This window comes from Pontivivens nitratireducens, assembly GCF_011290545.1.
Taxonomy (GTDB): domain Bacteria; phylum Pseudomonadota; class Alphaproteobacteria; order Rhodobacterales; family Rhodobacteraceae; genus Pontivivens; species Pontivivens nitratireducens.
The window spans coordinates 1,826,931-1,849,084 of record NZ_CP049811.1 but is presented as its reverse complement, the minus strand read 5'-3'; the positions used below and the strand labels follow the sequence as shown (position 1 = coordinate 1,849,084).

Sequence of the window (22,154 nt, the reverse complement as noted above, 5' to 3'; positions counted from 1 at the left end):
ATCCCTCATCCGGTATCGGATGCGGTTTAACCGGCACGGCGGCGGAGGGGAAGCGGTCAGTTCAGGCCGCGTTCCTTCAAGGCGCGCACGATATCCTTGCGCAGGGATTTCCGCAGGGAGCGGGGGAAGTCCGGCCCAAGTGCGGATTCCAGTTCCTCAGCCACGATGGCGCGGATCTCACCGCGCAGATGGCTGCTGTCAGCGTTCGTGCGTCCTGACAGTTCCTCACGCACGATGGCGCGTATCGCCTCGGCATCCAGCTCCGTATCGGAGGAGGAAGCAGCCGCAATCTCCACCGGGTCCGGCAGCGGTTCGGCAAAGGGGTCCGGGCTCCAGACGTCATATTCCGAAGGGGGCATATCCGGGGCCGGTGACCAGACGTCGTATTCGGCGGCATTGGGCGGACCGGTCTCCGCTCTTTCCTCTTGGGTCGGTGTGGAATGGCTATCGTCTTGCCCATCATCGTGCGGTGTCACGACCTGTTCCACCGATTCAACCCGGGGTTCATCGCGCAATTCCTCGATCACCTCGGAGGTCGCTCTTTCAGCCTCGGTCGCGTCAATCGTCATTGCCTCGGGCTGGCTGGCGAACAGGGGGGTGATGGTGGCGCCTGTGCCGTCGCCTGCTTCACCCTCCGGCTCATCCTCCACATGCATATGCGGAGCCTCGGGCACCTCCGTCGCGGGGGCCGAGGGCTGGAGCCGCAGTGGCGCGGTGTCTTGAACCGGGGTCGTCAGCGGTAGCGGTGGCACATCAGAGGGCCGGTCAACAGGTGTGTCCAGCCGCAAGGGTGCGTCCGGTTCGCGGCGCAAGGGCTGCACAATATCGGAATCGTCGACCTGCTGCGCCTCACCCAGACGCAGTGGCGGAGTGCGGTCATCGGGCCGTGCCGACAACCCTGCCTCATCCGCCTGAACGCGCGCACGAATGGCGGCAAGCACGTCCTTGACGCTACGCCCTGCGTCGTCCTCACCATTACCCATCACGACATTTCCTTAATAGCGTCCCAGAACCCGGTCGAGCACGGCGCCACGGTTTGGCGCAAAGGGACCGTCTTCGACAGCCTCAAAGTAGACGTTCGGATCATAGGCGTCCACCGGCAAGCCCAGATGTTCCACCGTCATCAAGCCCATCGCGGAGAGCAAGGTGTAGGCCGCGACATACTCATCACGCTGCGCTGACACCAGATCGGACTGTGCATTAAGCAGGTCCTGCTCGGTATCTAGAACGTCCAGCGTCGTGCGCGCGCCCAGGCGGGCCTCCTCGACGATCCCCTCAAACGCGACCCGCGCGGCGGTGATCTGCTGGCGGCTCGACCGAATCTGCGATCCGGCGACGCCGAAATTGGTCCACGCGACCGATACCTGCTGCTGTATCAGCCGGGCGGTGTCGTTCAACTCCGCCTGCGCCTGTTCCAGTTGCGCGACCTGCTGGCGAACGGCACTGGACAATGCGCCACCCTGATACAGCGGCATAACGACGCTGGCCCCGATCTGCGACGATCTGTTGCTGACCTGTCCGCCCCCAACGACATCGTCAAAGGTGTTGCCGTAGGACACGTTGCCGTTCAACTCGACCGAAGGGCGGAAATTGGCACGGGCCTGGGTAACAGCGAACTCCGCCGCTCGGACCTGCGCCCGGCGGGCCAACAGCGAGGGATGATTCGCGTTTGCGATCTCCAGCGCTTCACTCTCGCTTGAGGGGAGTTGCGGCAGGGCGGGGGGCGGTGCCAGATTGCTCGGCGCCACACCGACAACCGCAGTATACGCATCGCGAGACCGCTCAAGCGCCCCTTGGTTCGAGACCAAATTGGTTTGCGCGGCAGCCAGCCGGGCCCGCGCCTGACTGACATCGGTACGGGTGACTTCGCCCACCTCGAACCGATCCGAGGCCGCCTGAAGCTGACGTGAAATGACCCGCACGTTATTCTGGGCCAGGGACACGAATTGCAGATCGCGTCGCACATTCAGATAGGCGGTCACGGTGTCGAGCAGCACGCTCTGCTCCTGCACGGTAAGTTGCGCACGCGCGCTGCTGACCGTGGCAAGCGCTGCATCGACTGCGGCAGCGGTCTGTCCCCCGTCAAAGATCGTCCAGCTGCCGTTGAGGCCCACCGTCTCACTGTCGGCGAGGTCGTCCCTGCCACCGAAAAAGCGGTCATTGCTCGTGGCCACTGTCGCCCGCGCCGTGGCTGACACGCTGGGCCGCAATCCGGCCCGCGCCTGCGGAACGTTTTCGTCGGTGGCCCGCAATCCGGCCCGCGCCACATCCAGCGTCGGAGAGTTGTTGTAGGCCTGAACCAGTGCGTCGGTCAGCGTTTCCGCCTGAACGGCACTGAAAGTGCCGAACGCACCGACCGTCAGCGCCATAACCGAAAGAGTCGAGGCGAGCCGCCCAGCAATACGCTTCATCGCGATATCCTTATACTGTCCTATCGGGTTTGGTGATCCCGGGTCACTTAAAGTCGAGTCAACCGCAGCCCCGGTCAGAACACAAACGCTTTTTCGGCTGCGAAGCCCGGAAGGATCGGAGCCGTTGCATCAAAGCTGCGCCGCCAGCTTATGCCGTTCGCACCCTTCACGCCCAACTGCGCCACGCCCAGTGGCCCCATCATCTCGATCACTGCGATGCGACCGTCGGGGCGCAACTGATCCGCGATCGCGTCGGGCAATGCCTCTATCCCGCCCTGGATAATGATCACGTCATAGGGTCCATGGGACGGCGCGCCAGCCACCAGTGGCCCCTTCTCGACCACCGCGTTATCCACGCCCTGCGCGCTCAACGTAGCGGCGGCTTCCTCGGCCAGCGCCTCGTCTTCCTCCAGCGCGACGACCGCCTCCGCAATGTTGGCGATGATCGCGGTAGAATAGCCCAGCCCGCAGCCGATATCCAGAACGAGGTCATCAGGCTGAATCGCCAGCGCGTCGATCAGCTTGGCCAGAACGCGCGGGTCCAGACAGACACGACCGCCACCGATGTCCACATGCTCCCCCATATAGGCGATGGCTTGCGCCTCGCTGGGCAGGTACTGCTCTCTCGGCACGGTCAGCATGGCCTGAATGATCGGGTAGCGCGTCACTTCGGAAGGTCGGATCTGGCAATCGACCATGGCGGTGCGGGCGGACTTGAAATCGGTCATGAGCTGGGTGTCCTTGCGAGCGGCATATGTCTGCTCCACGATGTGCCACAGCGCGGCGTCGTGGGCAACGGCTCAAGAACCCTCAAGACTTCCTGAGAACGCACCACAAGCAATACGCCGGAACACCAGCCGTAACAATGCACTTGCACAGCCCCACGCACCACGCTATCAGCCCAACACCACAAGGCTTTGAGGCGAGTTGGCGGAGTGGTGACGCAGCGGATTGCAAATCCGTGTACAGGAGTTCGATTCTCCTACTCGCCTCCAATAAATCCAATGGGTTAGCAAAGGGGCTGCTCATTTGGGTATCACCTCAGGTATCAGTTTCTCGTTCTGGTCTCGTTCTGTTCGTCGCTACTTGCGCTTTGCTGCCGCTTGTCGCGCGCGCACGATTTGTCTCGCCTCCCCCGCATATTTGATGATCATCGCCTTGGACGTGTGGCCGCTGTAACTGGCGATTTCGTCGTCAGTGCAGCCCGCCCAGGCCAGTTCCATCACGCCTCGATAGCGCAGCGCGTGTTGATCGTAGGGCATGAGGCCCAGCCGTTTACGCTCGCGCACCATGACGCGGGCCATCGCATGATAGTCCATCGCAGAGCCATCAGCGCGTGTCAGGATATGGCGCGACGGGTGTGGCGCGAATCCCAGATCAGCCTTGGTACGGTCCAACGCGGCCTTGAGCACCTCAGTGCATGGAAGGTGCAGCGGCTTGTCCGTCTTATTCTGGCGCAGCTTGAGGGTTTCCCCGTCATAGTCGCCCCATTGAAAGTCCACCCAATCACCGGGGCGCTGGACACTGCCCACGCCGATCTCAAAGATTAGCAGCGGTACGGGTTCGCCTTCCTCTCGCATTTTCTCCACCGCCCAATCCGCCCATGGCAGGTGCGGTTTCTGGCGCGCCTTGGGAACCTTGAGCGGTTCAATGTCGATTGCCGGGTTGTCCTTGCGCCACCGCTTGCGGATCGCAAGCTTGGACAACATGCTAATCGCGGTTGGGAGGTAGTTGGCGAACCGGACGCGGTGACGGTTCTTTTCCATCGCGTCGTATATGTCAGCCTGACTGAGCCGAGCCACGTCTGCATCACCAATCTTATCTCTAAGATACTCGAAAACCAGTTCAAAGTCTTTACGGTACCGCGGAGAAAGGCTAGCCCACTTATCAGTATCCAGCATATCGTCTATAAGCGCGCCCCAAGACGTTTTTGCGGCAGCCCTCTTACCACTGACGATTTCCCAATACTGTCGATCAAATTCGGCGCTACCTTCAGTTGCCGTGATCCGACCCAGGTAGACCATCCTACGGTTAAGGTATTTGCGCACATACCAGCGACCCGCCGGATGTTGCCAAAGAAATTTCTTGCGGCTTACCATTCTATCAATCCGCCTCCTGCCACCATCCTGCCAGTAACAATCGCTCTAAGTTGCTCGACATCCCAACGCTCAAGGCCCCCGATTTCCATTGGCCTAGGCAAAACCCCTTGACTCACTAAAGATCGAAACTCTGCAGGCTTCATGTCGAAAAGGAGCGCAGCAGTTCGCTCGTTGGCAAATAAGGGAGTGATTGAGCGCACGGCGTAAGGCCCCAAGTCGTCCTAGCTTCTTCAGATGAATCGATGGTGCCCCCCATAAAAGCAATCGACAAGGAGGCACTCGACGAAGCCTCGAATGGTCCGACTTGCGAAAATCCATGAATTTCAGCCGCGAAAATCTATGCGTCGAAGACATAAACTCACCTTGCCGATCAAGGTTTGTTGGCTGCGAGAGGTCACCGAACCCAAGAACATGCGATGCGAAAAAAGCGAAGCACCGCGTGCGAAAATCTTGAGGGAATTCAAGATACGACACTGGCGGCGATTGCGTTTTCTTCAGAGTGTTGCGGTAATGCCACTTTTTGCCCGAAGGAAGCGACTGGGCACGCGCGAGACTTAACGTGGTCACAAGGGCGTCCTCAACTTTAGGGTTACGCGAGTTGTCGCTCAAGTCTGAGCTTACGTTCTTCCCAATCGGGCATCACGCGCCTCAACTGGTCAAAGAAGGCGGGTCCATGATGGGGGTGCTCGATATGGCACAACTCATGCGTGATCACATAGTCTATGGCCTCCGTCGAGGCGCTGATCAGAGCACGGTTGAGGACTAGATTCTTCCGGCCTGTCATCGAGCCCCAGCGATAGCTCAGCTCGCGAATGATGAGGCCGTTTGGGACGACCTTCTCAGGGTCGGAAAAGCGTCCTCGACAGACATCCAGACGTTCGGCAAATTTGATCTGGGCCCGCTGCAACATCCAGTCTCGAACAAGCTCACGGGTGTGTGTGGCTCGACCTGGCTTTGTGCTCCAAACCATCAGCTGACCGCGCTGCATCTTGACGGAGCTTTGTATGCCGGGGATCACCTTGAGTTTATACTGCCGCCCCAAGTACAGGTGGGTCTCGCCGCCGATATACCGGCGTTCTGGCGTTTTGGGCTGGAACTGAGCATAGTAGCGCAGCTGCTTGCATATCCACGGCGCGCGTTTGCGCACCTTCTCGATGATACGTTCAGAGCTCGCGTCCTCGGGCGCGACAACCTCGACCTGCTGGTCGGGCAAGACGCTTATGGACAGGGTCTTGCGAACCCGCCTCACGACAGAAAAACGGATCGTCTCGCTGCCGAAGCTAGCCTCAAGAACCTCGGCACTCATCCGGGGAACCTAGCTCGCGCGATATCCATGATCCGCAGCTCGATGTCGTCGAGAAGGTCGAGGGGAATGTCGATGCCCTTCTCGTCGCGCACGACATCGAAGAAATAGTCGTCGATAGCGTTGCGCATGTTGTTCTGCGCCATCTCGTTCGACCAGACATCGACAATGTGGTGATCCTTGACGATCCCGATGATCGACTGCGCGACATCGGCTGTCACAGTATCCTCAACACCGCCGTTGATCTCCTTCAGGATCGGTTCAAGGACGCCAAAGACAGCCTGAGCGTCCGTGTCTCCCTTGATGCTTTCGGGCATGTCACGGCCATGATCGCGACGCGCAACGCGAGCTGCCAAGTCCACGACTGTCTTGAGGTAATCCTTCTCCGAAATCCGTTTCTCGCGATAGTCGCGGATCGCCTCAGCGAGCATCTCGGAGAACTGCCTGTAGAAGGAGGGGTCTTGCTCCATCTTTTCCGTGATCGTGCGCTTGGTGGCGCTTGCAATGCGATCCGCCTTGGAGGCGGCAGTTTTGCCCTCTTCTTCGATCACAGCATTCAACGCATCAGGATCGTTGATATTCACTAAGCCAATGATCACCTCCGCAGGCTTCGCCGTGACATGATCGTCGAGCAGTTTCTGAATCTTGGGCTCGAACTCTTTCACATCGACGGTTTCCTGATAGCGCAGCTGGACTGAGCGCTTCAGCTCGGAGAAGGCTTTCCAATCCTTCGTAAAGGTGGAAACCGCCGCCTCGTCAAACACGTCATAAAGCTTCTCTGAGGAAAGTGAGATGTGCAGGCAGCGGCCATAGTCCTTCAGCCGAGAATAGAAGCCTGCTCGCTTAGCGTCGTCAGCCAAGAGCTGCTCGAACTGTTCCATGTCCTTCTTGTTGCGAACCTCCTTGAAGACATCCCACAGCTGGTCATGCAGCTGCGGCAGCCTGCGAATTTCCTCCCGAATGTCATGCACTGATCCTGCGACATCATCACCGTCGAAACCTTCGAAAGCGCTGTAGGTCGTAAGTGCTGCGTCGAGCTCTCCAAGAAGCCCCTCATAATCGACAATGAAGCCGAACTGCTTTTCCTTGTCGTCGTCCTCATAGAGGCGATTCACGCGGGCAATGGCTTGAAGAAGATTGTGCTCGCGCAACGGTTTGCAAACGTAGAGCACGGTGTTTCGTGGGGCGTCAAAGCCGGTCAGAAGCTTAGAAACGACAATTAGGATTTCGGGATCGCCTGAGCCCTTGAAGGCGTCGATGACCTGCCGGTTATACTCGTCCTCGGTTTTGTGCTTGGCCATCATCTTGTCCCAGAACTTGCGTACCAAGTCCTTGGATTCCTGATCGACTTCCTCGTTCCCTTCCTTGTCGTCAGGGGCGGAGATGATGATCTCGCTCGTCACATGGCCTATCTCATCGAGAACCTCCTTGAAGCGCACGGCAGCGGCCTTTGAGGGTGCCACCAGTTGCGCCTTGAAACCCGTGCCCTGCCAATACTGGCGGTAGTGCTCTGAGATATCGAACGCCTTGGCGCGGATGGCTTGGCTCGTCTTTGACAAGGCATCCATTCGCGAGAATTTTCGTTTTAGATCGGCTTTCTGCTTCTCCGTCAGCCCCTCACTGATCTTGTCGAACCAGGTATCGACGACATCGCCACTCACCTGTTGCGCGACCAAGCGCCCTTCATAGAGCAAAGGGACGACCGCTTCGTCCTTCACCGCCTGATCAATCGTATATTTGTGGATCAACCCCCCGAACGTATCGAGGGTGTTCTTGTCCTTCTTCAGAAGCGGCGTGCCGGTGAAGCCGAGATAACAGGCGTTCGGCAAGATACGCCGCATCTTCAAGGCGAACTTGCCGTGACCGCCATAGCGGCCTGTCTGACTCCGATGGCTTTCATCGACGAGAACGAAGATGTCGGCGCTATCATCCTTGAAGTCATCCGCCTTGATGGCGGTATCGAACTTGTTGATGATTGTCGTAACCAATGGTGCGCGGTTCCTGATCAGCTCGATCAGATTTGCCCCCGTGGCTGCTCGCACAGGTTCAAGGTCGCAGGATTTGAAGGTGCCCTTGATCTGCTTGTCCAGGTCATCGCGATCCGTGACGATCAGGATACGGGGGTTCTTCACGTCCTTGTCGAGGGCAAGCGCGCGCCCAAGCATCACCATCGTCAGGCTCTTCCCTGAGCCTTGCGTATGCCAGATCACGCCGCCTTTACGACGCCCTTCCAGATCGAAACCTTTCAGACGGGCAAGAGCTATTCTGATGCTGAAGAATTGCTGATGGCGAGCGATCTTGCGCACCCCCCCATCGAAGACCGTGAAACGGCGCACAAGATCGAGAAGGCGCGCCGGTCGGCACATCGCGTAGATGGCGCGATCCTGTTCACTGATCGACCTTTCCCCTCCCGCTGCCAACTCCTCGAAAAAGACGCGCGCGTCGGCAAGGTCGCCGGAGAAAACAGCGCTCCTTTCCTCTGCCGTCAAAGGTCGGTTGATCGCAGTGAAGATGTCCGCGTCCTGATCCTCTTCATCGCGCCAGATTTGCCAGAACTTGCGCGGCGTGCCCACGGTGGCATAACGGGCTTCCTGCCGCTTCATGCTCATCAAGAGCTGCGCATAGTGGAAAAGCTGCGGGATGTTGTCCTCGTTCTGATACCCGATCAGCTGGCTATCGGCTTTCTTGAGCGACGCTGTCGGGCGCTTGTTCTCGATCACAATGAACGGGATACCATTCACGAAACAGACGATATCGCAGCGCCGTGTCGCGGTGCTGGCTGTTCGCTCGACACTCATCTCCGCCGTCACATGGAAGACGTTGTTCTCGGGCGTCTCCCAGTCGATGTACTTGAAGGAATAGCTCTTGCTGTCGCCTTCAATCGCCTTGGAAATCGTCGTGCCCAGAACCAAGAGATCATAGATATCCTGGTTCGTGCCTTTCAGCCCCTTGAGTTTGTCAGGGGTCGGCTTGAGGCGGCGCAGCGCCTCATGCGCGTCTTCCAGATCGAACGCATAGCTCTTGCCACGATAGCTGTAGCTGTTGAGCTTCAGCATCTGCTCCACAACGATGTCGTCGAGGATCACGCTGCGGGTTTTACCCCGCAGATGATCGACCTGTCCCTGTGAAAGGGGCTGGAAACCAAGCGCCACCAGCGTCTGGACCGCCGGTATCTGGGATTGATATTTTTCTGCGGGATCGAAGGTCATGCCTTGGGCCTGTATCCATGTTGCCGTGCAATCCGACCGATAATCCCCTTAACGATGATGTCGATTTGGCCGTTCTCACTATAATCAGCAGGAGCAACGAAATCGACGCGACCATCCGAAATTAGCTTGTGAACCTTATCAATATCCCGCTTCGTTTTGGTCGGGTCATAAACTGCAACCGAGTGCCCGCCCTTGTAAGTCAGCATTTTCATGGTTGGAATGTCTGTATCGCCATCTCCAAGAAAGATCATCCGATCAAATGGTATTGGGCGTTCTAGTTCTGGGACATAACTATTGATAGATTCATTGTCCCAATGATTATCGACTCCCTTGTTGATCCTGAACAAGTACTGGGTCTTGGTCGTATAATTGATGCCGACCCCTGGCCAAGCCGCTACGCCCTTGGAATAGATGAATTTCGATGCGAAGACTTGGTGGAAAGCATCGCGGATTGCGCAGCCTTCTATCATCTCATGGATGCCAGAAGAGACGGTATAATGCTCAAGGGCGAGCCCACGCTCAGCAGCATGCGCATTGATCCGCTCAAACCATGATTTGTCCGCGAGCCCGGAGAATAGCGGGGCCTCCTGACCATGGCTCTGCAGGTCTTCAACCGTAACCTGAACGCCTTTTTCGCGGGCTTTTTCAAGCATCAGATGCATATACACGAGGATTTCGTCAGCGTCATGCTCCCGTGTGCGCTGCTTTACTTCGCCCCAAAATTCTTCCTTCGTCATTCCAATTTTAGGAATGAAGCTTGTCTCCTGAAGATTTCCGCGAGCCAGCGTCCCGTCAAAATCGTAAATTAATGCTGTACGTTTGTTTGCATCCATTAATGGTCACCTCTTAGATATCTTGATGTTTCAAAGTAATTTGCAAAGTTCCGTCAGCCCTTCGGAGGAAACGGATCTTTGCCATATGTATTTCGGTCTCTAATCTTGCCGTCACGGCCTTTCAGAAAGGCTTCGCCTTGGGATTCTGTGGCCTTCTGTCGTGAATGCGTCCAGGCATCGGCTTGGGTATTCGTGACCTTGCTCGCGCGTGAAGCACCTTCGCGCTTGGACTCCCATTTCCCGTCGGGGCGCTGCTGGGTCCAGTAATTCTTCTTATCCGGCATGTTCGGCCTCCTTGGTGTTTGTGGGAATTTCAACGGTATCAACCTCGACACGCCATTCGCCCGTCAGGAGTTTCTGCATCAGGCCGCGCTTCTGGTGTGTCAGGGCTTTGATCTCAGCGTCCAGACAGGCCAGCTCAGCGTGTGAGGTGTTCACTACATCAGCGATTGCCGCTTGCTCCTCAGGGTCCATCGGCAGATGGAGCTTCCCTTCGAGGAACTGCTTGTTGGTCACGGCAATTGTGTTCTTGGCACCTTTCTGCACCAGCGGGTGCAGGTAGTTGCGCGCAGCCAAGGGCGACTCGAAGAGCGCATCGAGGATGACGCCAAGCGCATAGCTCTGCGGCGTGAAAACGCCATAGAGTGGGGAGACGATGACCTCACGGTCGATCTTGCTCTGCTTGATGATGCCAAACGGGAAGTCACCCGTGGGGCTCTTGGTGTAGACGATATCGCCAGGGAGAACACGGTTGTAGTGATCCGTGCTCGCCGCCGAGAACGACCGCCCGAGATGCTCGACCTGATTGACTAGTCCCTTGTGAACCGAGACGGAGTAGACCTCCTCAGTGCCCGTGGACTTGGAGCCGTGCTCATGCAGCACGTCGCTCAGGGGCACTTTGTGCCATTCGCCCGTAAACCCCGGCAAGCGCACTTTGCCCGTGAAGAGATGGGTGCGCAGCCAAATACGACGACGGATATTCAGCGCCCGCAGGGCGTTGAGCTTTTCGAGCGCCTCGTCCCAGTTCCGCAGGATCGCCGCGATCTTGCGTTGTTCTGGCAACGGTGGAAGAGGGATTCGATAATCAGCAAGCTCAGAAGTGTTGATGTGCAACATGGACGAGCCGACATGCAAACCGCGCAGCCGGGCCTGTCCGATCCAGCTGTTGAAGTGCTCTACAACATAGTCGGGTTCAACACGTTTACGGTCCACGTCCACGATGATCAATGCATGGCAGTTGGCCTCGCCAAAATCATCTGGAACCCGAGCAACCGTTCCAATGTGCCCTGATTGGACGACGAGAATATCACCTGCTTTGAGCCGCGATTTAGCGTTCGCCTGATGAAACTCAGTTGTAACGTAGGTGCGCTTAGTGAGTTCAATCCTAGATGGACGGATATTGAAACCTTGTAGGTAAGTTATCCCTGGCTCTGAAACTTGGTGTGGGATTGATGAGCCCACAAAACCATTGGTGACTTTGTGAGAAACCGAACCAATTTTCCGCACCTCCCAATCTTTGGGAACGTCTCCCGGATTGAGGGGCGACAGTGGGCGGGGGCGCTCACTTGGAGACGCTATCGCTGCCTCCGCTGCAAGCTCTTGCACTTCCTCACGCATCAATCCCGAGCTCCTTCAGATAGCCCGACATCTTCGCACGCACGTCTGCGAGCTCGCCCTCGATCCGCACGATGTCCGCTTGCACGGCGGCCACGTCGATCTCTTCCTCCGGCTCGAAGGTGTCCACGTAGCGCGGGATGTTGAGGTTATAGCCGTTCTCGGCAATCTCATCGGTACTAGCGAGGTGAGAATACTTCTCGACCTCGGCGCGGGCGCTGTAGGTGTCGAGCACCTTCTTGATGTGGGTGTCTTCCTCCATCACGTTCTGGGCTTTGCCAGGCGTAAATTCCTTGCTGGCGTCGATGAAGAGCACGTCCTTGCGATCCGCGTTCGCGCCGCCTTCCTCGCGGGAACGGTCGAAGACCAGAATGGCAACAGGGATACTTGTCGTTGTGAAGAGGTTTGCGGGCAGCCCGACAACGGCGTCGAGGAGATTCTCCTCGATCAGCTGCTGGCGGATTTTTCCCTCTGCCCCGCCCCGGAACAGAACGCCATGCGGAACGATCACCGCCACACGTCCCGACTGACGCTTGGCGATCTCGATCATGTGCGTGATGAAGGCATAATCGCCCTTGGACTTGGGCGGAATGCCCCGCCAATAGCGGTTGTACTGGTCTGTGTCCGCACCATCCGCGCCCCACTTGTCGAGGGAGAACGGCGGGTTGGCGACGACGACATCGAACTTTTGAAGGTGGTCGCCCTCGATCAGCGCGGGGCTGTTCAGGGTGTCACACCATTCGATGCGCGCGGCGTCCTTGGCGTGCAGGAACATGTTCATCCGCGCCAATGCCCAGGTCGCGCCGTTCACCTCTTGCCCATAGAGCGCGAAGTTGTCGGAGCCGACAGCCTCCGCCGCCTTGATCAGGAGCGAGCCAGAACCGCAGGCGGGGTCGCAGATTGTGTTGCCTTCCTTCGGCGCGGCCAGCTTTGCCAGTAAGCCCGAGACGGCTGCGGGGGTGTAGAACTCCCCTGCCTTCTTGCCTGCGTCCGAGGCAAAGCGCGAAATCAGGTAGATGTAGGTTTCCCCGATGATGTCTTCCTTCACCCGTGACGGGCGCAGGTCGAGGGCGGGCTTGTTGAAGTCTTCGAGGAGGTTCTTCAGGCGGCGGTTGCGATCCTTGGTACGACCAAGGTTCGATTCCGAGTTGAAGTCGATGTTGCGGAACACGCCTTCGAGCTTGGAGCGGTTCTTGTCCTCGATGTCTTCGAGGGCGATATTGATCAGCTCGCCGATATTGGGCTCGTTGCGCTGCTCGTAAAGGTCATAGAAGCTCGCGCCTTCAGGCAGATAGAAGCGCTCGCGCTCCATGCGGCGACGGATACGGACATCATCGTCACCATACTGCTTGCGGTAGGTCTCGAAGTGGTCGTTCCAGTTGTCCGTGATGTACTTCAGGAACAACATCACCAGGATGTAGTCCTTGTATTGCGCGGGATCGACCGCACCCCGGAAGGTGTCGCAGGCAGCCCATGCTGCGTTGTTCACTTCCGCCTGTGTCAGTTTATCGTTCATTTTCAAATCCTTTTGCGTCTCATTGTGGGGCGGGACATGTGCCCGCCCCAAGTGTTTTCTCAAATCAATCCACAGGGCGGGTTGAACTCTGCACGCAGCTGGCGCTCGATCAGCATCCGATTGTGAGCATCGGCATAGATCGCGGCGACAGACAGCTGGGCGTGCCCCTGCCCGCGCCAACACGGAGCGCGATCATGGTTCGACACCCGTTCCCGAATGTTCTGCGACTCTCCGATATCGACCACGTTCCAGGTGGACGCTGTGCTGTGCCGTCCAAGGATCACGTAGACGCCAGAGCGCGCCTGTAAGTTGTTTTCATTGCCGAAAGGGCCTACGGCGTGGTAGCTTCCAATGTTGATGGACATATTCGCCTCATGAGTTTGTCCGTTGCAATTTGCCCGAGCTTTTCGAGGAGCGGTGGGCACCGTTATGCTCAGCTTCATTGCCGTGAAGCTGAGCGTTTCGCACCTGTTGAAGCAGGGCGAATCTCGTGAATTTTCTTTTCGTGTCAGCCAGTTCGTGCAGAAGCTGGGTTTCTGTTGCGGACAGGGCATCGAGCTCTGTGATCATCCGCTGCACGGCCAGACTCGGTATGTGCAGCGGTAGCGTTTCAAGACACTCCTTCGGGATCATTCGAAGCTTTGTCCCGCGCGCACCCAAGTCTAAGTGCCGTTGGGCTTCATGCTGATTGATCGACCACGCGACGTATTCTGGGAGGAGATCGTCTCCGCTCGGGCGGATCACCATCACTGGCAACAACGCGACCGCTGCTTCACCTACACCTCCTATGGCAATGCTGGCTGTGTTGTTGTCTCCGCGAGAGCGGAACAGGACATCGCCATGCTCAACCAGGTAACGGTCGAGCTTGCCATCCAAGGCATATTTTCCTGCCACGCTTAGACTGACCCACTCACCTTGAAGGTCACGCAATTGGATAGCAGGGACGCCCTTCTCGGCGTCCTCCGTGAGGGCGGCTCTGGCAGAATAGCCCGCTCGAATTTCGCACGCTTCGCCCAAGGTGATATTTTTTATGCTGTAGCTCATGCTCATACAAATACGACATCAAGGCGTTGATGTCAAGAAATTTGTGCGTAGGCACATCTACTGCAATTTTTGGTGTCACGGGCCACACTGAAACTGCTTAGCTCATCACCCTACATTCCCAAACGGCCCTCCGGGCATCCCATGCCCGTCTGCGCGAAGCGCCGGGCCTGTCGGCGGGTGGCCTTCAGGTTGCCCGCCGACAGGTCATCCAAAAACCGCTCACAACCAAGATGACACGGAAACGCAAAAGGCCCCCGCCTGCTGACGGGGGCCACGATCATTTCGGCGGTGCGGGCTGCTACTCGGCGGCAATCCGGTCGGCCTGTGCAGTGCGCTCCATGATGTAATCAACGGCCTTCTGCGCTTCGAAGGCTGCGCGGAAAATCGCGCGGCTGTCTTCCTTCATCGCCTCAAGCCATCCTTCGACATAGGCCGCGCTCTGATCGAATTCAGGCTCCACCCCGATCTGCGCGCAAAGCATGCAGTTTCCAATCTCTGCGACCAGTTCCTCGAAGGCGTAGGCCTTACGGTCGCTGAACCGGCCCAAACGGTCCAGCCGCTTTGTCGCTCCTGTCCAGTGGGTCAGCTCATGCGCCAAGGTACCGTAATATCCTGCGGCTCTGTGAAAGGTCGCGATCAGCGGCATGTGGATGCGGTCGGTCTTGATGTTGTAGTAGGCGCGCGGCTCTTCGGTGCTGTCGATCTGCGCACCGCTCGCGGCAAAGAATGCTTCCAACGCAGGGTCGGCTTTGGTGCCAAGATCACGGGGCGGATCGGGCAGGATGTAGAATTCAGCGGGCAAGCCCTCGATCTGGTCGGCGTTAAACACGCGGTAGGCCTTGGCATAGGGGATCTGGCGTTCCTCGCCGTTCTCGTCCTCGCGCTCGACGGTGCCGTATTTCACGACCGTGGCGGATTTCTCACCCTTGCGGACGTGGCCACCAAGCTGCTTGGCCTGATTGAACGTCATCCAGCGAGCTGAGCTGTAATCCTTGGCCATCGCCGTCGCCCAAAGCATCAGGATATTGATGCCCCGATAAGCTTCGCCGTTGAACTTTTCCGGCAAACTGACCGACACACCACCTCCGGTCCACGGCTTGCGCCAAGGCGGCGTTCCCGCCTCGATCTGCCCGACAATCTGATTGGTGACATGGGTGTAGACGTCAAATTTCTCTTTGGTCATTTGTGATCCTCCTTGCGTGATGCGGTCGGGGTCTGTTTCCCTTTCCGCCAATGGGCGGGCCTTCCTGTTCTGTTGTTTGGAATGCCCATGCATTCCGAACGGCAGAGCAGGTAAGGGCAAAGCCCGTCCTGCGGCCTGGCGGGGCCGTGACAACCGGGTGGAGGGCGTGAATTTGGGGAGGGAACCGCGCGGCTCGTCCGCGTGGGAGGAACCGGAATTCTCGACCGGAACCGACGCCGCAGGCGGCGCTTGCCGGTTTTCTCGGACCTGCCAGGATGGCAGGCGGATCAAGAGGATTTGGAAACTGTCAGGGTTGGGGTGAACGGGCGTCAGCCCGTCGATCCCCGCCCTGTCCAAAGTTCAAAACGAAGGTCACATCCGTCGAACTCACGGAAATTCCTGAACGGCATGAAAGCATGATCAAGCGGCTTTCCGGGTTTTGCTTGGAATGGGATCTACTTCTTCGGTATCGCTCCGGGCGAAGGCTTCGACCCTCATTTAACGGCACGAACCATCACTATCAGCTAAAGCCCGTGCAGCGCCCCATCCGAAACCATCCGCCGTGTTGCGATTTCATTAACGGCTAGGTCAAAGATCTCATGGCAGTCTGCCGACAAATCGACGCGCTCCTCAAACTCGTAAATCAACGCGTCGCTTGGGAGCACGTCGAGATTACCTGCGCTGCGAAGAACCGCTTCGAAGGCTTCGAGAGCTTCTGGCCCGCAACCCTCAAGGCTCGACAAAAAGATCGAGGGACCGGTCATACCCTTCCTTTCCATTGATTGTATTACACGCCCGTGTTTGCAAGTGCGGCTTCAAGCGTTTCAGTCAGGGCTTAGGCCCTCGTTCGATGTCAGCTTCAAACGGGTCAGAGGCGCTTAGACTAATTTCACCTTCCCCCTGATTCTCGATAGCGCTGTAGAGAAGATCAACCGATTGAAACGGTGCCGAAAGGGGAAGCCCCGCGCTGCTCATCTCTTGGACAATCGAGCGTGTAAGTGTCCTTGCCCGTTCGACAGGGCTCTTTGCGGGGTCTGCTATGCATCGCAGGAGGTATGTATCTCCCGTGATGCCATAGGTTGTTGCATGGGCGAGCCAAGCGGCAGTGTTCCCAACGGTCAAACGATCCAAGGCCGAGCCTTTGTCGCCGGTCGCAAATTCGCGCAGACGCGAAAACGCGGCAAGGGTAGGGTCATTTGTCATGTGATTGGCCTTTCAGATTACAGAAAGCGAATAGCAACGAATACACCGGCGACACTGCCCAGCAGCCCCGAAGCGGCGGTCGCGGCCATAATCATAATTGCCATTTCGCGGATGCTCTGCCTGTGCTGCTCAAGCTCCTTCAACAGCGGCATGGTCGAATTCGCGACCCTGGCAGCATGCGCTTTTAAGTCGGCGTCGACATGAACCATCACGCCGCAGTCGATCTGTCTTTGGAGGTTTTGATAGATACGCTTCGTAGCAGCCGTCTGCTCCTTGATTTGTCCCTCAGCGCTTGCCAGCAGCTTAAACGTCTTTTGAAGCGCATCCATCTGATCACGCGCGTTGTGCAGGAAGCGACGCAGGTCGTGCTCTAATAGGTCCGCTGGCTCGGTCGCAGGTTCGGGGTGCTGGAAAGGGTCTGTCATTGGCTTCCTCTTAAGGTTTTGGTTTCGGAGTTTGGTTTGGTGCGCCTGGCACAACCGTGCGGGTCAGAGGCCGCTTGCGACCAAGCAGGGGCGGTGTAGGGGATGGATGGTGGTGAGGGACCACTGAGTGGCGCATCGCGACATCCAGCCTGCCACTGCGCGCAAGCCTCATGCCGAAAGTTTGCTTGGGGTACCGGCGTCTCAGCTCTGTTTCAGCTTCTTTTCGGCGGACTTCGCTAGCCGCAAGCTCTCTTGCAAGTGCTTGTCCAGCGCGCTGAAGCTCGCTTCTTCGCTGAGCAAGCCACGCAATGCCTTCATCGACGCGGTTTGAGAACGCATGAGCAAACTCACGCAATCGGCTATACAAGAAATCTGCATCTCGGTCTTGCTGGTCGCACGCGCTTCCAAGCCACTCATTTCTTCGACCAAGGCCTCGCAAGACGTCGTCAATCGCTCGACGCAGGTGAGCAAGTCGCGCTCCAACGGTGTCAGGGTAGTTTGCATTTATCGCTCCATAATTTTGATGCAGTAGTTCGTTTTGCCCGCCAACGTGCAGCGGCTCAGTGCGACGCTGTCGGGATTCAGCATTAGCCAGGTCTGCCCCGCCTGCTCGATCCGGATCAGTCCTAGTTCCGTCAGTTCGGAGCGTGTCAGCAACACCGTCCAGAGCCAGCTTGCGGCCATCATCGAGGCAATCCCCGTCACGATCAGGCCCGAGACCACCCAGGGGGAGATCGTCAGCCAGCTCCTTACCTGCTTGGTCCGCATCTCGAACAAGCTCTTGTTCTCGTTTAGGAAGCGGCGCGTATCGCTCTCGATGGTACGCCGCGCGTCGCTCGCAATGGCCGTCAAATCGGTCCTGAACCTTTCCAGCTGGGATGCCATCGAGGCGGCGTAGTCCTGGCGTATCGTGTCCAGCTCCGCGTTCAGTTTCTCGCTCAGCCGGGTCGGTTTGCCAGTCTTCATGAAAAATCTCTCCTTTCAGGCGCCAGCGTTCACCGGTCTCAGGATCTTGGGCAGTCAGGTAGGACTTGCCGACTCGCGGCAGGTCGAAGCCTGCATCGGCAAGGGCATCGAGCATGCTGACGCGATCCTCAATCAGACCCATCGAAATCTGATCGAGGATCCACGCATGCAACTCGTCGCGACCCTGAGCGCGTGTTGGGGCCTCGATGATGCCTCGTACCTGCTGCGTGCGCTCCAGCTCCATCGGATCGGCCCAGCCGTGGCGCTGGTTCAAGAGATCGCGCAGGCTGTCGTAGGCGTCCTGGTAGCCCGGTGGGGCGATGTTCAGGCTGCGGCCAGTTGTCAGTTCTAGGCGCGGCGTGCAGAAGTGCAGCTCGACACGGTCCTCGTGACTGTGACGGACCCAGAGCGTGTCGTATTGCTCGCCGTCCAGCCCGGCGAAGGCCAACTTCTCGAAGGCGTCCATCACCTCGCGCTGCTGCGCCTCGCTGGGCGCGTCCTCGGCGGCAAAGCTGATCACGCCCGCGCGGTAGGTCCATTGGTGGCGGCTGGCGTCGATCAACGCCTCAGTGCGGTTGGGATCGCCACGCAGCACCTCAGGCAAAGGATCGCGCGTGATGGTCAGGGGCCGGCCGTCAGCATCGCGGACCAGATCGCGGTTGTCGTCATAGGCCAACACTCGCTCAGCCACGAGGTAGCCGACCGGCCCCGCGCCCGCGCCCTTGCCGTTTAGGAAGAACTTGATCAGCACCGTCGCGCCTCTTCGAGGAGTTGGGCGAGCTGGCGTTCGATCACCATCAGTCGGCGCGCGACGGTCAGGCAGTCGAGGTCTGTACGGCCCGCCAGCATCGCGCGGTTCAACCAGCGCGCAATTTGGTTGAGGTTGCCGCCGATGCGCCCGACGGCCAGCACCAGCGCCGGATCAACGCGGGGGATGGGCTTGCGGCGGCGCGCCTCGGTGAGGCCCAAAGCCTCGCGCAGGAGGGTGGCGGCAGGCAAGCCTGCGGCCTCGGCCTTGGCGCGCAACTGGGCCTTCTCTGCGGCGCTACACCGAAAGACGAAGGTCTCGGTCAGCGGCTCTTTGGTGCGGGCTTTTCCCGCGCCGGTGGGGTTCGAAGGGGAGGCTTGCTGCCCCTCGCAAGGTCCCGTGTCAGCAGCGCCAGCGTATGACATGGGTCGCCTTGCTGTTTGCTCTTCAGTGGGATCGGTAGCGGTCATGATCTGAGGCCTGCGGCTTGGATTTGAGCCTGTGTCACCAGCTTCGACGCCAGCAATCCGTCGATCTGCTTGGCCGTGATGTGTTTGCACATCGGGCTGCGATCACTGATCCAGCAGGCCAGCCGCGCATGGTGATCGGCCTCCAAAGCCGCCGCCTTCTCTCGGTCTTCGGCCTGTTTCTCGACATAGGTCTGCCAGCGCCGCGACTGAAACCAGTTATCGGAAAAGCAGACCTTGGAGCGGGTGAAACCTGCGCTATCGGTCGCGTAAGCTTGGACCGCTTGTAGCAAGTCCTCCGATGCGATCCCGTCCTTCACGGCTTCTTCGATCTGGACAAGACAGGCCGCCTTACCGCGCAATCGGTCTGGTGGATAGGCCGCCAAAATCTTCTCAGCCTCCCCCGCCTCGCGCCCGCGCGAAGGAGGTTCTTTCTTAGGTTCATTGGTAAGGTTCCTGTCCCGATTTGAGACTACCCCCGTCTCACCCTTGAGACTCTTCCCCCGCTTTTTTGAGACGTTTCCCCCCGTCTCATTTTGAGACACAAGCCCGTTGGGACTGCCAGCACCACCCTTCGGGCGGGCGCTTGGACCAAGGGTGATATCGACGTGCAATTCGTACTGATTGGACCCGCGCCCGCCATCGCCGTCCCCTCTGGCATGGCGGGTGATAAAGCCGCATTCCTCCAAGGTCGTCATATGTCGAAAGAGTGTAGCGCGGCCCATTTCGCACTCATCTGCCAGCCGCTGTGCGCTTGGGTTGCACTGGCCCGTTTCTTTATTGTGAAAATCCGCCAGTTGTATCAGCACAATCTTGGCGGCGGGCTTCAATCCTTTGACGTTCGCGGCCCAGATCAACGCCATACCGCTCATGGCTTTGAGCCCGCCAAAACGCGGGTATCAGGTTCACCACTTGTTCGACAAATGTCCTGATACTTTTCTGACCCGAAGTGATTGTTTTTACGTCGAAATACACTGGATTGCAAATCCGTGTACACCGGTTCGATTCCGGTACTCGCCTCCATTTGAAAACAATGCGTTAGCTTTGGGCTTGCTCGCTGGGTATTATCGCCAGCACAAAAGCCGTGTGGAAGCCATTAAGGTTGCCCCTGCCTTGCCACGTCTCCACGAACGGTTGACGCTATAGCAGGCGATTTCGTCAGAAACTCCTCTAGCGTACCGTAATTATTGGTCCACGCGTTCTACGCGGCGGCGTCTTGCCCGCCGACTTTGCCCGTCAGCAGCAACCCCAGAATGACCGACGCCACAGTCAAGCCGACGATGTCGCTGACCCAGCCGGGAACGATCAAGGCCATAGCCGCCACGCCCAGTATGATCCGGGCAAAGGGCGGGATCGGGGCCATGAGGTAGCCGATGGTCGCGAAGGTCAGCGTCGCGACCCCCAGCACACTCGAGATAACGGCCAGAACAATCGCGAACAAACTGCCCTGCAACAGCAACACCGGATCCATTACGAAGAGGAAGGGAACCAGGAACAGGCTGAGCGACAGCAGGATTGCGTGTCCGGCAGTCGGAATGACCGATCCCCGACTGATCGCACAGGCCGCGAAGACCGCGGAGGCCACGGGCGGCGTAATGGCCGCAAGGCAGGCGAAATAGTAGATGAACAGATGGGCCGGCAACATTTCCAGCCCCAGCCGCGCGAGTGGCGGGCCCAGAACGGCTGCCGCGACGGCATAGGCAGCCGGCGTCGGCATTCCCATTCCCAGCAGGATCGCCACGCCCATCGTCAGCACGAGCGACAGGATCAGGTTGCTCTGACCCAGGCTCACAATGATTTGCGACAGGGTGACACCCAGCCCCGTGAGGTTGATTACAGCCACGATGATCTGCGCGGCTGCAATGATCATTCCTACATAGGCGATGTTGCGAGCGGACAGATCAAACGCGGCCCCCAGCGCCACAATCGGTCCAGGCCCCGTTGATTCCTCACCCTGTCCCTTGCGACGCAGCAAGGACTGGAGCAAATAAAGCAGCCCCGCGATCAATATCGCGAAAAGCACGGCATATTGTACAGTGAACCGCGCAACGACGAGTCCGACCAGCGTGCCGATCGGCAATAGCAACGTCAGCATGGCCAGCGGGGCGTAGGCGACGGCACGGCTGGGGATCATGTCAGCGGGGATCGGTGTCAGCCCGTTCTTTCCGGCAAAGAGCCAGACCGCCAGCAGCAATCCGACGTAGAACAACGTCGAGGGGATCAGCGCGGCGACCGCAACATCCAGATAGGAGATGCCGAGCAGTTCCGCCATCAGGAAGGCGCCCGGCCCCATGATCGGCGGCATGAACTGCCCTCCGGTGGACGATACCGCCTCGATCGAGCCCGCAAGGTTGCGCGAAAAGCCCAGCCTGCGCATGAGTGGAATGGTCAGAACGCCGGTAGACGCGACATTCGCCACCGCGCTTCCGTTGATCATGCCCATGAACGCACTGCCGATCACGGCGACCATACCGGCCCCGCCGCGAAACCCGCCGCCCAAGCGCAGGGCGATGTTGATGAAGGTATTGCCCGCACCGCTCGCGTTCAGGATCTCTCCAAAAATCAGGAACAGCGCCACGATACCGGCCGAGATACCTATCAACATGCCGGCAACACCTTGGCTTCCCAGGTAGAAGCTGAAAATCAGTCGGTCGAACGACAGCCCCCGGTGACCGAAGGCACCCGGAATCCACGGCCCGAGCACCGCATAGCCGACGAAGATCAGGATCAGGCCGACGAAGCCCCACCCCAGTGCGCGGCGCACACCTTCGAGCAGGGCGAGAAACATCATGGTGCCCAGAATGCGTTCAGGCCATAGATAAGTGAACCAGTTCGACAGCAGGATCGCATCGCTGCGGATCACCAGATAGAGGGTCGCCGCGATGACAGACGCAATGATTCCCGCGTCTATCATCCGCCAGCGCCCCGGCAAGGGCTGGTAGGCAAGGGTGAGGATGATCGCCCCACCCAGGTGCACGCTGCGCAACACGTGACTGCCGACGACGCCGAAGCCCGCAGCGGCGAGGTGAAACACCACCCAGGCGGACGCGATGCACAGCAGCACCCGCCCGGGAGAGATCCGGGGCCTGGAAACCCCGGCTTGCGTTTTCTCATTCGCTGCAGGCCCGCTCAC

At 58.6% G+C, this 22,154-nt stretch carries 23 protein-coding genes and 1 tRNA gene; 3 read left to right on the top strand and 21 right to left on the bottom strand.

Going from position 1 to position 22,154, the window contains the following annotated elements; translation table 11 throughout:
- Window positions 1–56: 56 nt before the first annotated feature.
- The 3 genes from G8E03_RS09150 to G8E03_RS09140 all read right to left on the bottom strand — a co-directional run bounded on the left by G8E03_RS09150 (window position 57) and on the right by G8E03_RS09140 (window position 3,139).
- Entirely contained in the window at window positions 57–983 is a 927-nt protein-coding gene (locus G8E03_RS09150) for a hypothetical protein (protein ID WP_166190895.1), read from the bottom strand.
- Window positions 984–995: 12 nt separating this feature from the next.
- Entirely contained in the window at window positions 996–2,411 is a 1,416-nt protein-coding gene (locus tag G8E03_RS09145; RefSeq protein ID WP_166190893.1) for a TolC family outer membrane protein, read from the bottom strand.
- A gap of 74 nt (window positions 2,412–2,485) precedes the next feature.
- On the bottom strand, window positions 2,486–3,139 hold the full coding sequence (locus G8E03_RS09140; protein ID WP_166190891.1) for a protein-L-isoaspartate O-methyltransferase family protein: 654 nt from the start codon (window positions 3,137–3,139) through the stop codon (window positions 2,486–2,488).
- 193 nt (window positions 3,140–3,332) lie between these two features.
- Between G8E03_RS09140 and G8E03_RS09135 the strand changes: the two genes are divergently transcribed.
- A tRNA-Cys gene (locus tag G8E03_RS09135) sits at window positions 3,333–3,406 on the top strand.
- 87 nt (window positions 3,407–3,493) lie between these two features.
- Here G8E03_RS09135 and G8E03_RS09130 read toward each other — a convergent pair.
- From G8E03_RS09130 to G8E03_RS17445, 15 genes are all read right to left on the bottom strand, one after another.
- Window positions 3,494–4,510, bottom strand: a complete 1,017-nt coding sequence (locus tag G8E03_RS09130) for a tyrosine-type recombinase/integrase (RefSeq protein ID WP_166190889.1) — start codon at window positions 4,508–4,510, stop codon at window positions 3,494–3,496.
- 589 nt (window positions 4,511–5,099) lie between these two features.
- The gene (locus G8E03_RS09125) at window positions 5,100–5,816 is read right to left on the bottom strand and encodes a M48 family metallopeptidase (RefSeq protein ID WP_166190887.1); all 717 of its coding nucleotides are present in this window, start codon (window positions 5,814–5,816) and stop codon (window positions 5,100–5,102) included.
- Window positions 5,813–9,022, bottom strand: a complete 3,210-nt coding sequence (locus G8E03_RS09120) for a type I restriction endonuclease subunit R (protein ID WP_166190885.1) — start codon at window positions 9,020–9,022, stop codon at window positions 5,813–5,815. Before G8E03_RS09120 ends, G8E03_RS09125 begins: the two co-directional genes overlap by 4 nt.
- Window positions 9,019–9,855, bottom strand: a complete 837-nt coding sequence (locus G8E03_RS09115) for an HAD family hydrolase (RefSeq protein ID WP_166190883.1) — start codon at window positions 9,853–9,855, stop codon at window positions 9,019–9,021. Before G8E03_RS09115 ends, G8E03_RS09120 begins: the two co-directional genes overlap by 4 nt.
- A 53-nt stretch (window positions 9,856–9,908) precedes the next feature.
- Complete coding sequence (locus tag G8E03_RS09110; RefSeq protein WP_166190881.1) at window positions 9,909–10,139, bottom strand: DUF2188 domain-containing protein; 231 nt, start codon at window positions 10,137–10,139, stop codon at window positions 9,909–9,911.
- Window positions 10,129–11,472 carry a restriction endonuclease subunit S gene (locus G8E03_RS09105; RefSeq protein ID WP_240910457.1) on the bottom strand — a complete coding sequence of 448 codons (1,344 nt, stop codon included), beginning with the start codon at window positions 11,470–11,472 and terminating at the stop codon, window positions 10,129–10,131. The genes G8E03_RS09110 and G8E03_RS09105 overlap by 11 nt, the downstream gene beginning before the upstream one ends.
- Complete coding sequence (locus tag G8E03_RS09100) at window positions 11,465–12,985, bottom strand: type I restriction-modification system subunit M (protein WP_166190877.1); 1,521 nt, start codon at window positions 12,983–12,985, stop codon at window positions 11,465–11,467. The genes G8E03_RS09105 and G8E03_RS09100 overlap by 8 nt, the downstream gene beginning before the upstream one ends.
- 59 nt (window positions 12,986–13,044) lie before the next feature.
- Window positions 13,045–13,350: a hypothetical protein gene (locus G8E03_RS09095; RefSeq protein WP_166190875.1), complete on the bottom strand. Its 306-nt coding sequence runs from the start codon at window positions 13,348–13,350 to the stop codon at window positions 13,045–13,047.
- 7 nt (window positions 13,351–13,357) lie between these two features.
- Window positions 13,358–14,035: a restriction endonuclease subunit S domain-containing protein gene (locus G8E03_RS09090; RefSeq protein ID WP_166190873.1), complete on the bottom strand. Its 678-nt coding sequence runs from the start codon at window positions 14,033–14,035 to the stop codon at window positions 13,358–13,360.
- A 292-nt stretch (window positions 14,036–14,327) separates the two neighbouring features.
- Window positions 14,328–15,212, bottom strand: a complete 885-nt coding sequence (locus G8E03_RS09085; RefSeq protein ID WP_166190871.1) for an ArdC family protein — start codon at window positions 15,210–15,212, stop codon at window positions 14,328–14,330.
- A gap of 524 nt (window positions 15,213–15,736) precedes the next feature.
- Window positions 15,737–15,976, bottom strand: coding sequence for a hypothetical protein (locus G8E03_RS09080; RefSeq protein WP_166190869.1), 240 nt, complete (start codon window positions 15,974–15,976; stop codon window positions 15,737–15,739).
- 64 nt (window positions 15,977–16,040) lie between these two features.
- Entirely contained in the window at window positions 16,041–16,415 is a 375-nt protein-coding gene (locus G8E03_RS17315; protein ID WP_205793045.1) for a hypothetical protein, read from the bottom strand.
- Window positions 16,416–16,432: 17 nt separating this feature from the next.
- Window positions 16,433–16,840: a hypothetical protein gene (locus G8E03_RS09075; protein WP_166190867.1), complete on the bottom strand. Its 408-nt coding sequence runs from the start codon at window positions 16,838–16,840 to the stop codon at window positions 16,433–16,435.
- 201 nt (window positions 16,841–17,041) lie between these two features.
- Window positions 17,042–17,344, bottom strand: coding sequence for a hypothetical protein (locus G8E03_RS17450; RefSeq protein WP_240910482.1), 303 nt, complete (start codon window positions 17,342–17,344; stop codon window positions 17,042–17,044).
- Complete coding sequence (locus G8E03_RS17445; RefSeq protein ID WP_240910481.1) at window positions 17,345–17,806, bottom strand: hypothetical protein; 462 nt, start codon at window positions 17,804–17,806, stop codon at window positions 17,345–17,347.
- On the opposite strand from G8E03_RS17445, the gene G8E03_RS17695 reads away from it, so the two are divergent.
- The gene (locus G8E03_RS17695) at window positions 17,805–18,158 is read left to right on the top strand and encodes a hypothetical protein (protein ID WP_430693074.1); all 354 of its coding nucleotides are present in this window, start codon (window positions 17,805–17,807) and stop codon (window positions 18,156–18,158) included. The genes G8E03_RS17445 and G8E03_RS17695 overlap by 2 nt on opposite strands.
- A gap of 36 nt (window positions 18,159–18,194) precedes the next feature.
- Window positions 18,195–18,539, top strand: a complete 345-nt coding sequence (locus tag G8E03_RS17435) for a hypothetical protein (RefSeq protein WP_240910480.1) — start codon at window positions 18,195–18,197, stop codon at window positions 18,537–18,539.
- An 11-nt stretch (window positions 18,540–18,550) separates the two neighbouring features.
- On the opposite strand, the gene G8E03_RS09065 is transcribed toward G8E03_RS17435, so the two are convergent.
- From G8E03_RS09065 to G8E03_RS09050, 3 genes are all read right to left on the bottom strand, one after another.
- Window positions 18,551–18,979 carry a plasmid mobilization protein gene (locus tag G8E03_RS09065; protein ID WP_166190863.1) on the bottom strand — a complete coding sequence of 143 codons (429 nt, stop codon included), beginning with the start codon at window positions 18,977–18,979 and terminating at the stop codon, window positions 18,551–18,553.
- 41 nt (window positions 18,980–19,020) lie between these two features.
- Window positions 19,021–19,893, bottom strand: coding sequence for a helix-turn-helix domain-containing protein (locus G8E03_RS17430; RefSeq protein WP_240910315.1), 873 nt, complete (start codon window positions 19,891–19,893; stop codon window positions 19,021–19,023).
- Between the two features lie 329 nt (window positions 19,894–20,222).
- Window positions 20,223–22,154 carry a TRAP transporter permease gene (locus G8E03_RS09050; protein ID WP_166190861.1) on the bottom strand — a complete coding sequence of 644 codons (1,932 nt, stop codon included), beginning with the start codon at window positions 22,152–22,154 and terminating at the stop codon, window positions 20,223–20,225.

What these genes read in the sequence shown, in the direction of transcription:
- G8E03_RS09150 (WP_166190895.1), bottom strand. Translation starts at nt 983, where the DNA reads ATGGGTAATGGTGAGGACGACGCAGGGCGTAGCGTCAAGGACGTGCTT.
- G8E03_RS09145 (WP_166190893.1), bottom strand. Translation starts at nt 2,411, where the DNA reads ATGAAGCGTATTGCTGGGCGGCTCGCCTCGACTCTTTCGGTTATGGCG.
- G8E03_RS09140 (WP_166190891.1), bottom strand. Translation starts at nt 3,139, where the DNA reads ATGACCGATTTCAAGTCCGCCCGCACCGCCATGGTCGATTGCCAGATC.
- G8E03_RS09130 (WP_166190889.1), bottom strand. Translation starts at nt 4,510, where the DNA reads ATGGTAAGCCGCAAGAAATTTCTTTGGCAACATCCGGCGGGTCGCTGG.
- G8E03_RS09125 (WP_166190887.1), bottom strand. Translation starts at nt 5,816, where the DNA reads ATGAGTGCCGAGGTTCTTGAGGCTAGCTTCGGCAGCGAGACGATCCGT.
- G8E03_RS09120 (WP_166190885.1), bottom strand. Translation starts at nt 9,022, where the DNA reads ATGACCTTCGATCCCGCAGAAAAATATCAATCCCAGATACCGGCGGTC.
- G8E03_RS09115 (WP_166190883.1), bottom strand. Translation starts at nt 9,855, where the DNA reads ATGGATGCAAACAAACGTACAGCATTAATTTACGATTTTGACGGGACG.
- G8E03_RS09110 (WP_166190881.1), bottom strand. Translation starts at nt 10,139, where the DNA reads ATGCCGGATAAGAAGAATTACTGGACCCAGCAGCGCCCCGACGGGAAA.
- G8E03_RS09105 (WP_240910457.1), bottom strand. Translation starts at nt 11,472, where the DNA reads ATGCGTGAGGAAGTGCAAGAGCTTGCAGCGGAGGCAGCGATAGCGTCT.
- G8E03_RS09100 (WP_166190877.1), bottom strand. Translation starts at nt 12,985, where the DNA reads ATGAACGATAAACTGACACAGGCGGAAGTGAACAACGCAGCATGGGCT.
- G8E03_RS09095 (WP_166190875.1), bottom strand. Translation starts at nt 13,350, where the DNA reads ATGTCCATCAACATTGGAAGCTACCACGCCGTAGGCCCTTTCGGCAAT.
- G8E03_RS09090 (WP_166190873.1), bottom strand. Translation starts at nt 14,035, where the DNA reads ATGAGCATGAGCTACAGCATAAAAAATATCACCTTGGGCGAAGCGTGC.
- G8E03_RS09085 (WP_166190871.1), bottom strand. Translation starts at nt 15,212, where the DNA reads ATGACCAAAGAGAAATTTGACGTCTACACCCATGTCACCAATCAGATT.
- G8E03_RS09080 (WP_166190869.1), bottom strand. Translation starts at nt 15,976, where the DNA reads ATGACCGGTCCCTCGATCTTTTTGTCGAGCCTTGAGGGTTGCGGGCCA.
- G8E03_RS17315 (WP_205793045.1), bottom strand. Translation starts at nt 16,415, where the DNA reads ATGACAAATGACCCTACCCTTGCCGCGTTTTCGCGTCTGCGCGAATTT.
- G8E03_RS09075 (WP_166190867.1), bottom strand. Translation starts at nt 16,840, where the DNA reads ATGACAGACCCTTTCCAGCACCCCGAACCTGCGACCGAGCCAGCGGAC.
- G8E03_RS17450 (WP_240910482.1), bottom strand. Translation starts at nt 17,344, where the DNA reads ATGCAAACTACCCTGACACCGTTGGAGCGCGACTTGCTCACCTGCGTC.
- G8E03_RS17695 (WP_430693074.1), top strand. Translation starts at nt 17,805, where the DNA reads ATGAAAAATCTCTCCTTTCAGGCGCCAGCGTTCACCGGTCTCAGGATC.
- G8E03_RS17445 (WP_240910481.1), bottom strand. Translation starts at nt 17,806, where the DNA reads ATGAAGACTGGCAAACCGACCCGGCTGAGCGAGAAACTGAACGCGGAG.
- G8E03_RS09065 (WP_166190863.1), bottom strand. Translation starts at nt 18,979, where the DNA reads ATGTCATACGCTGGCGCTGCTGACACGGGACCTTGCGAGGGGCAGCAA.
- G8E03_RS17430 (WP_240910315.1), bottom strand. Translation starts at nt 19,893, where the DNA reads ATGAGCGGTATGGCGTTGATCTGGGCCGCGAACGTCAAAGGATTGAAG.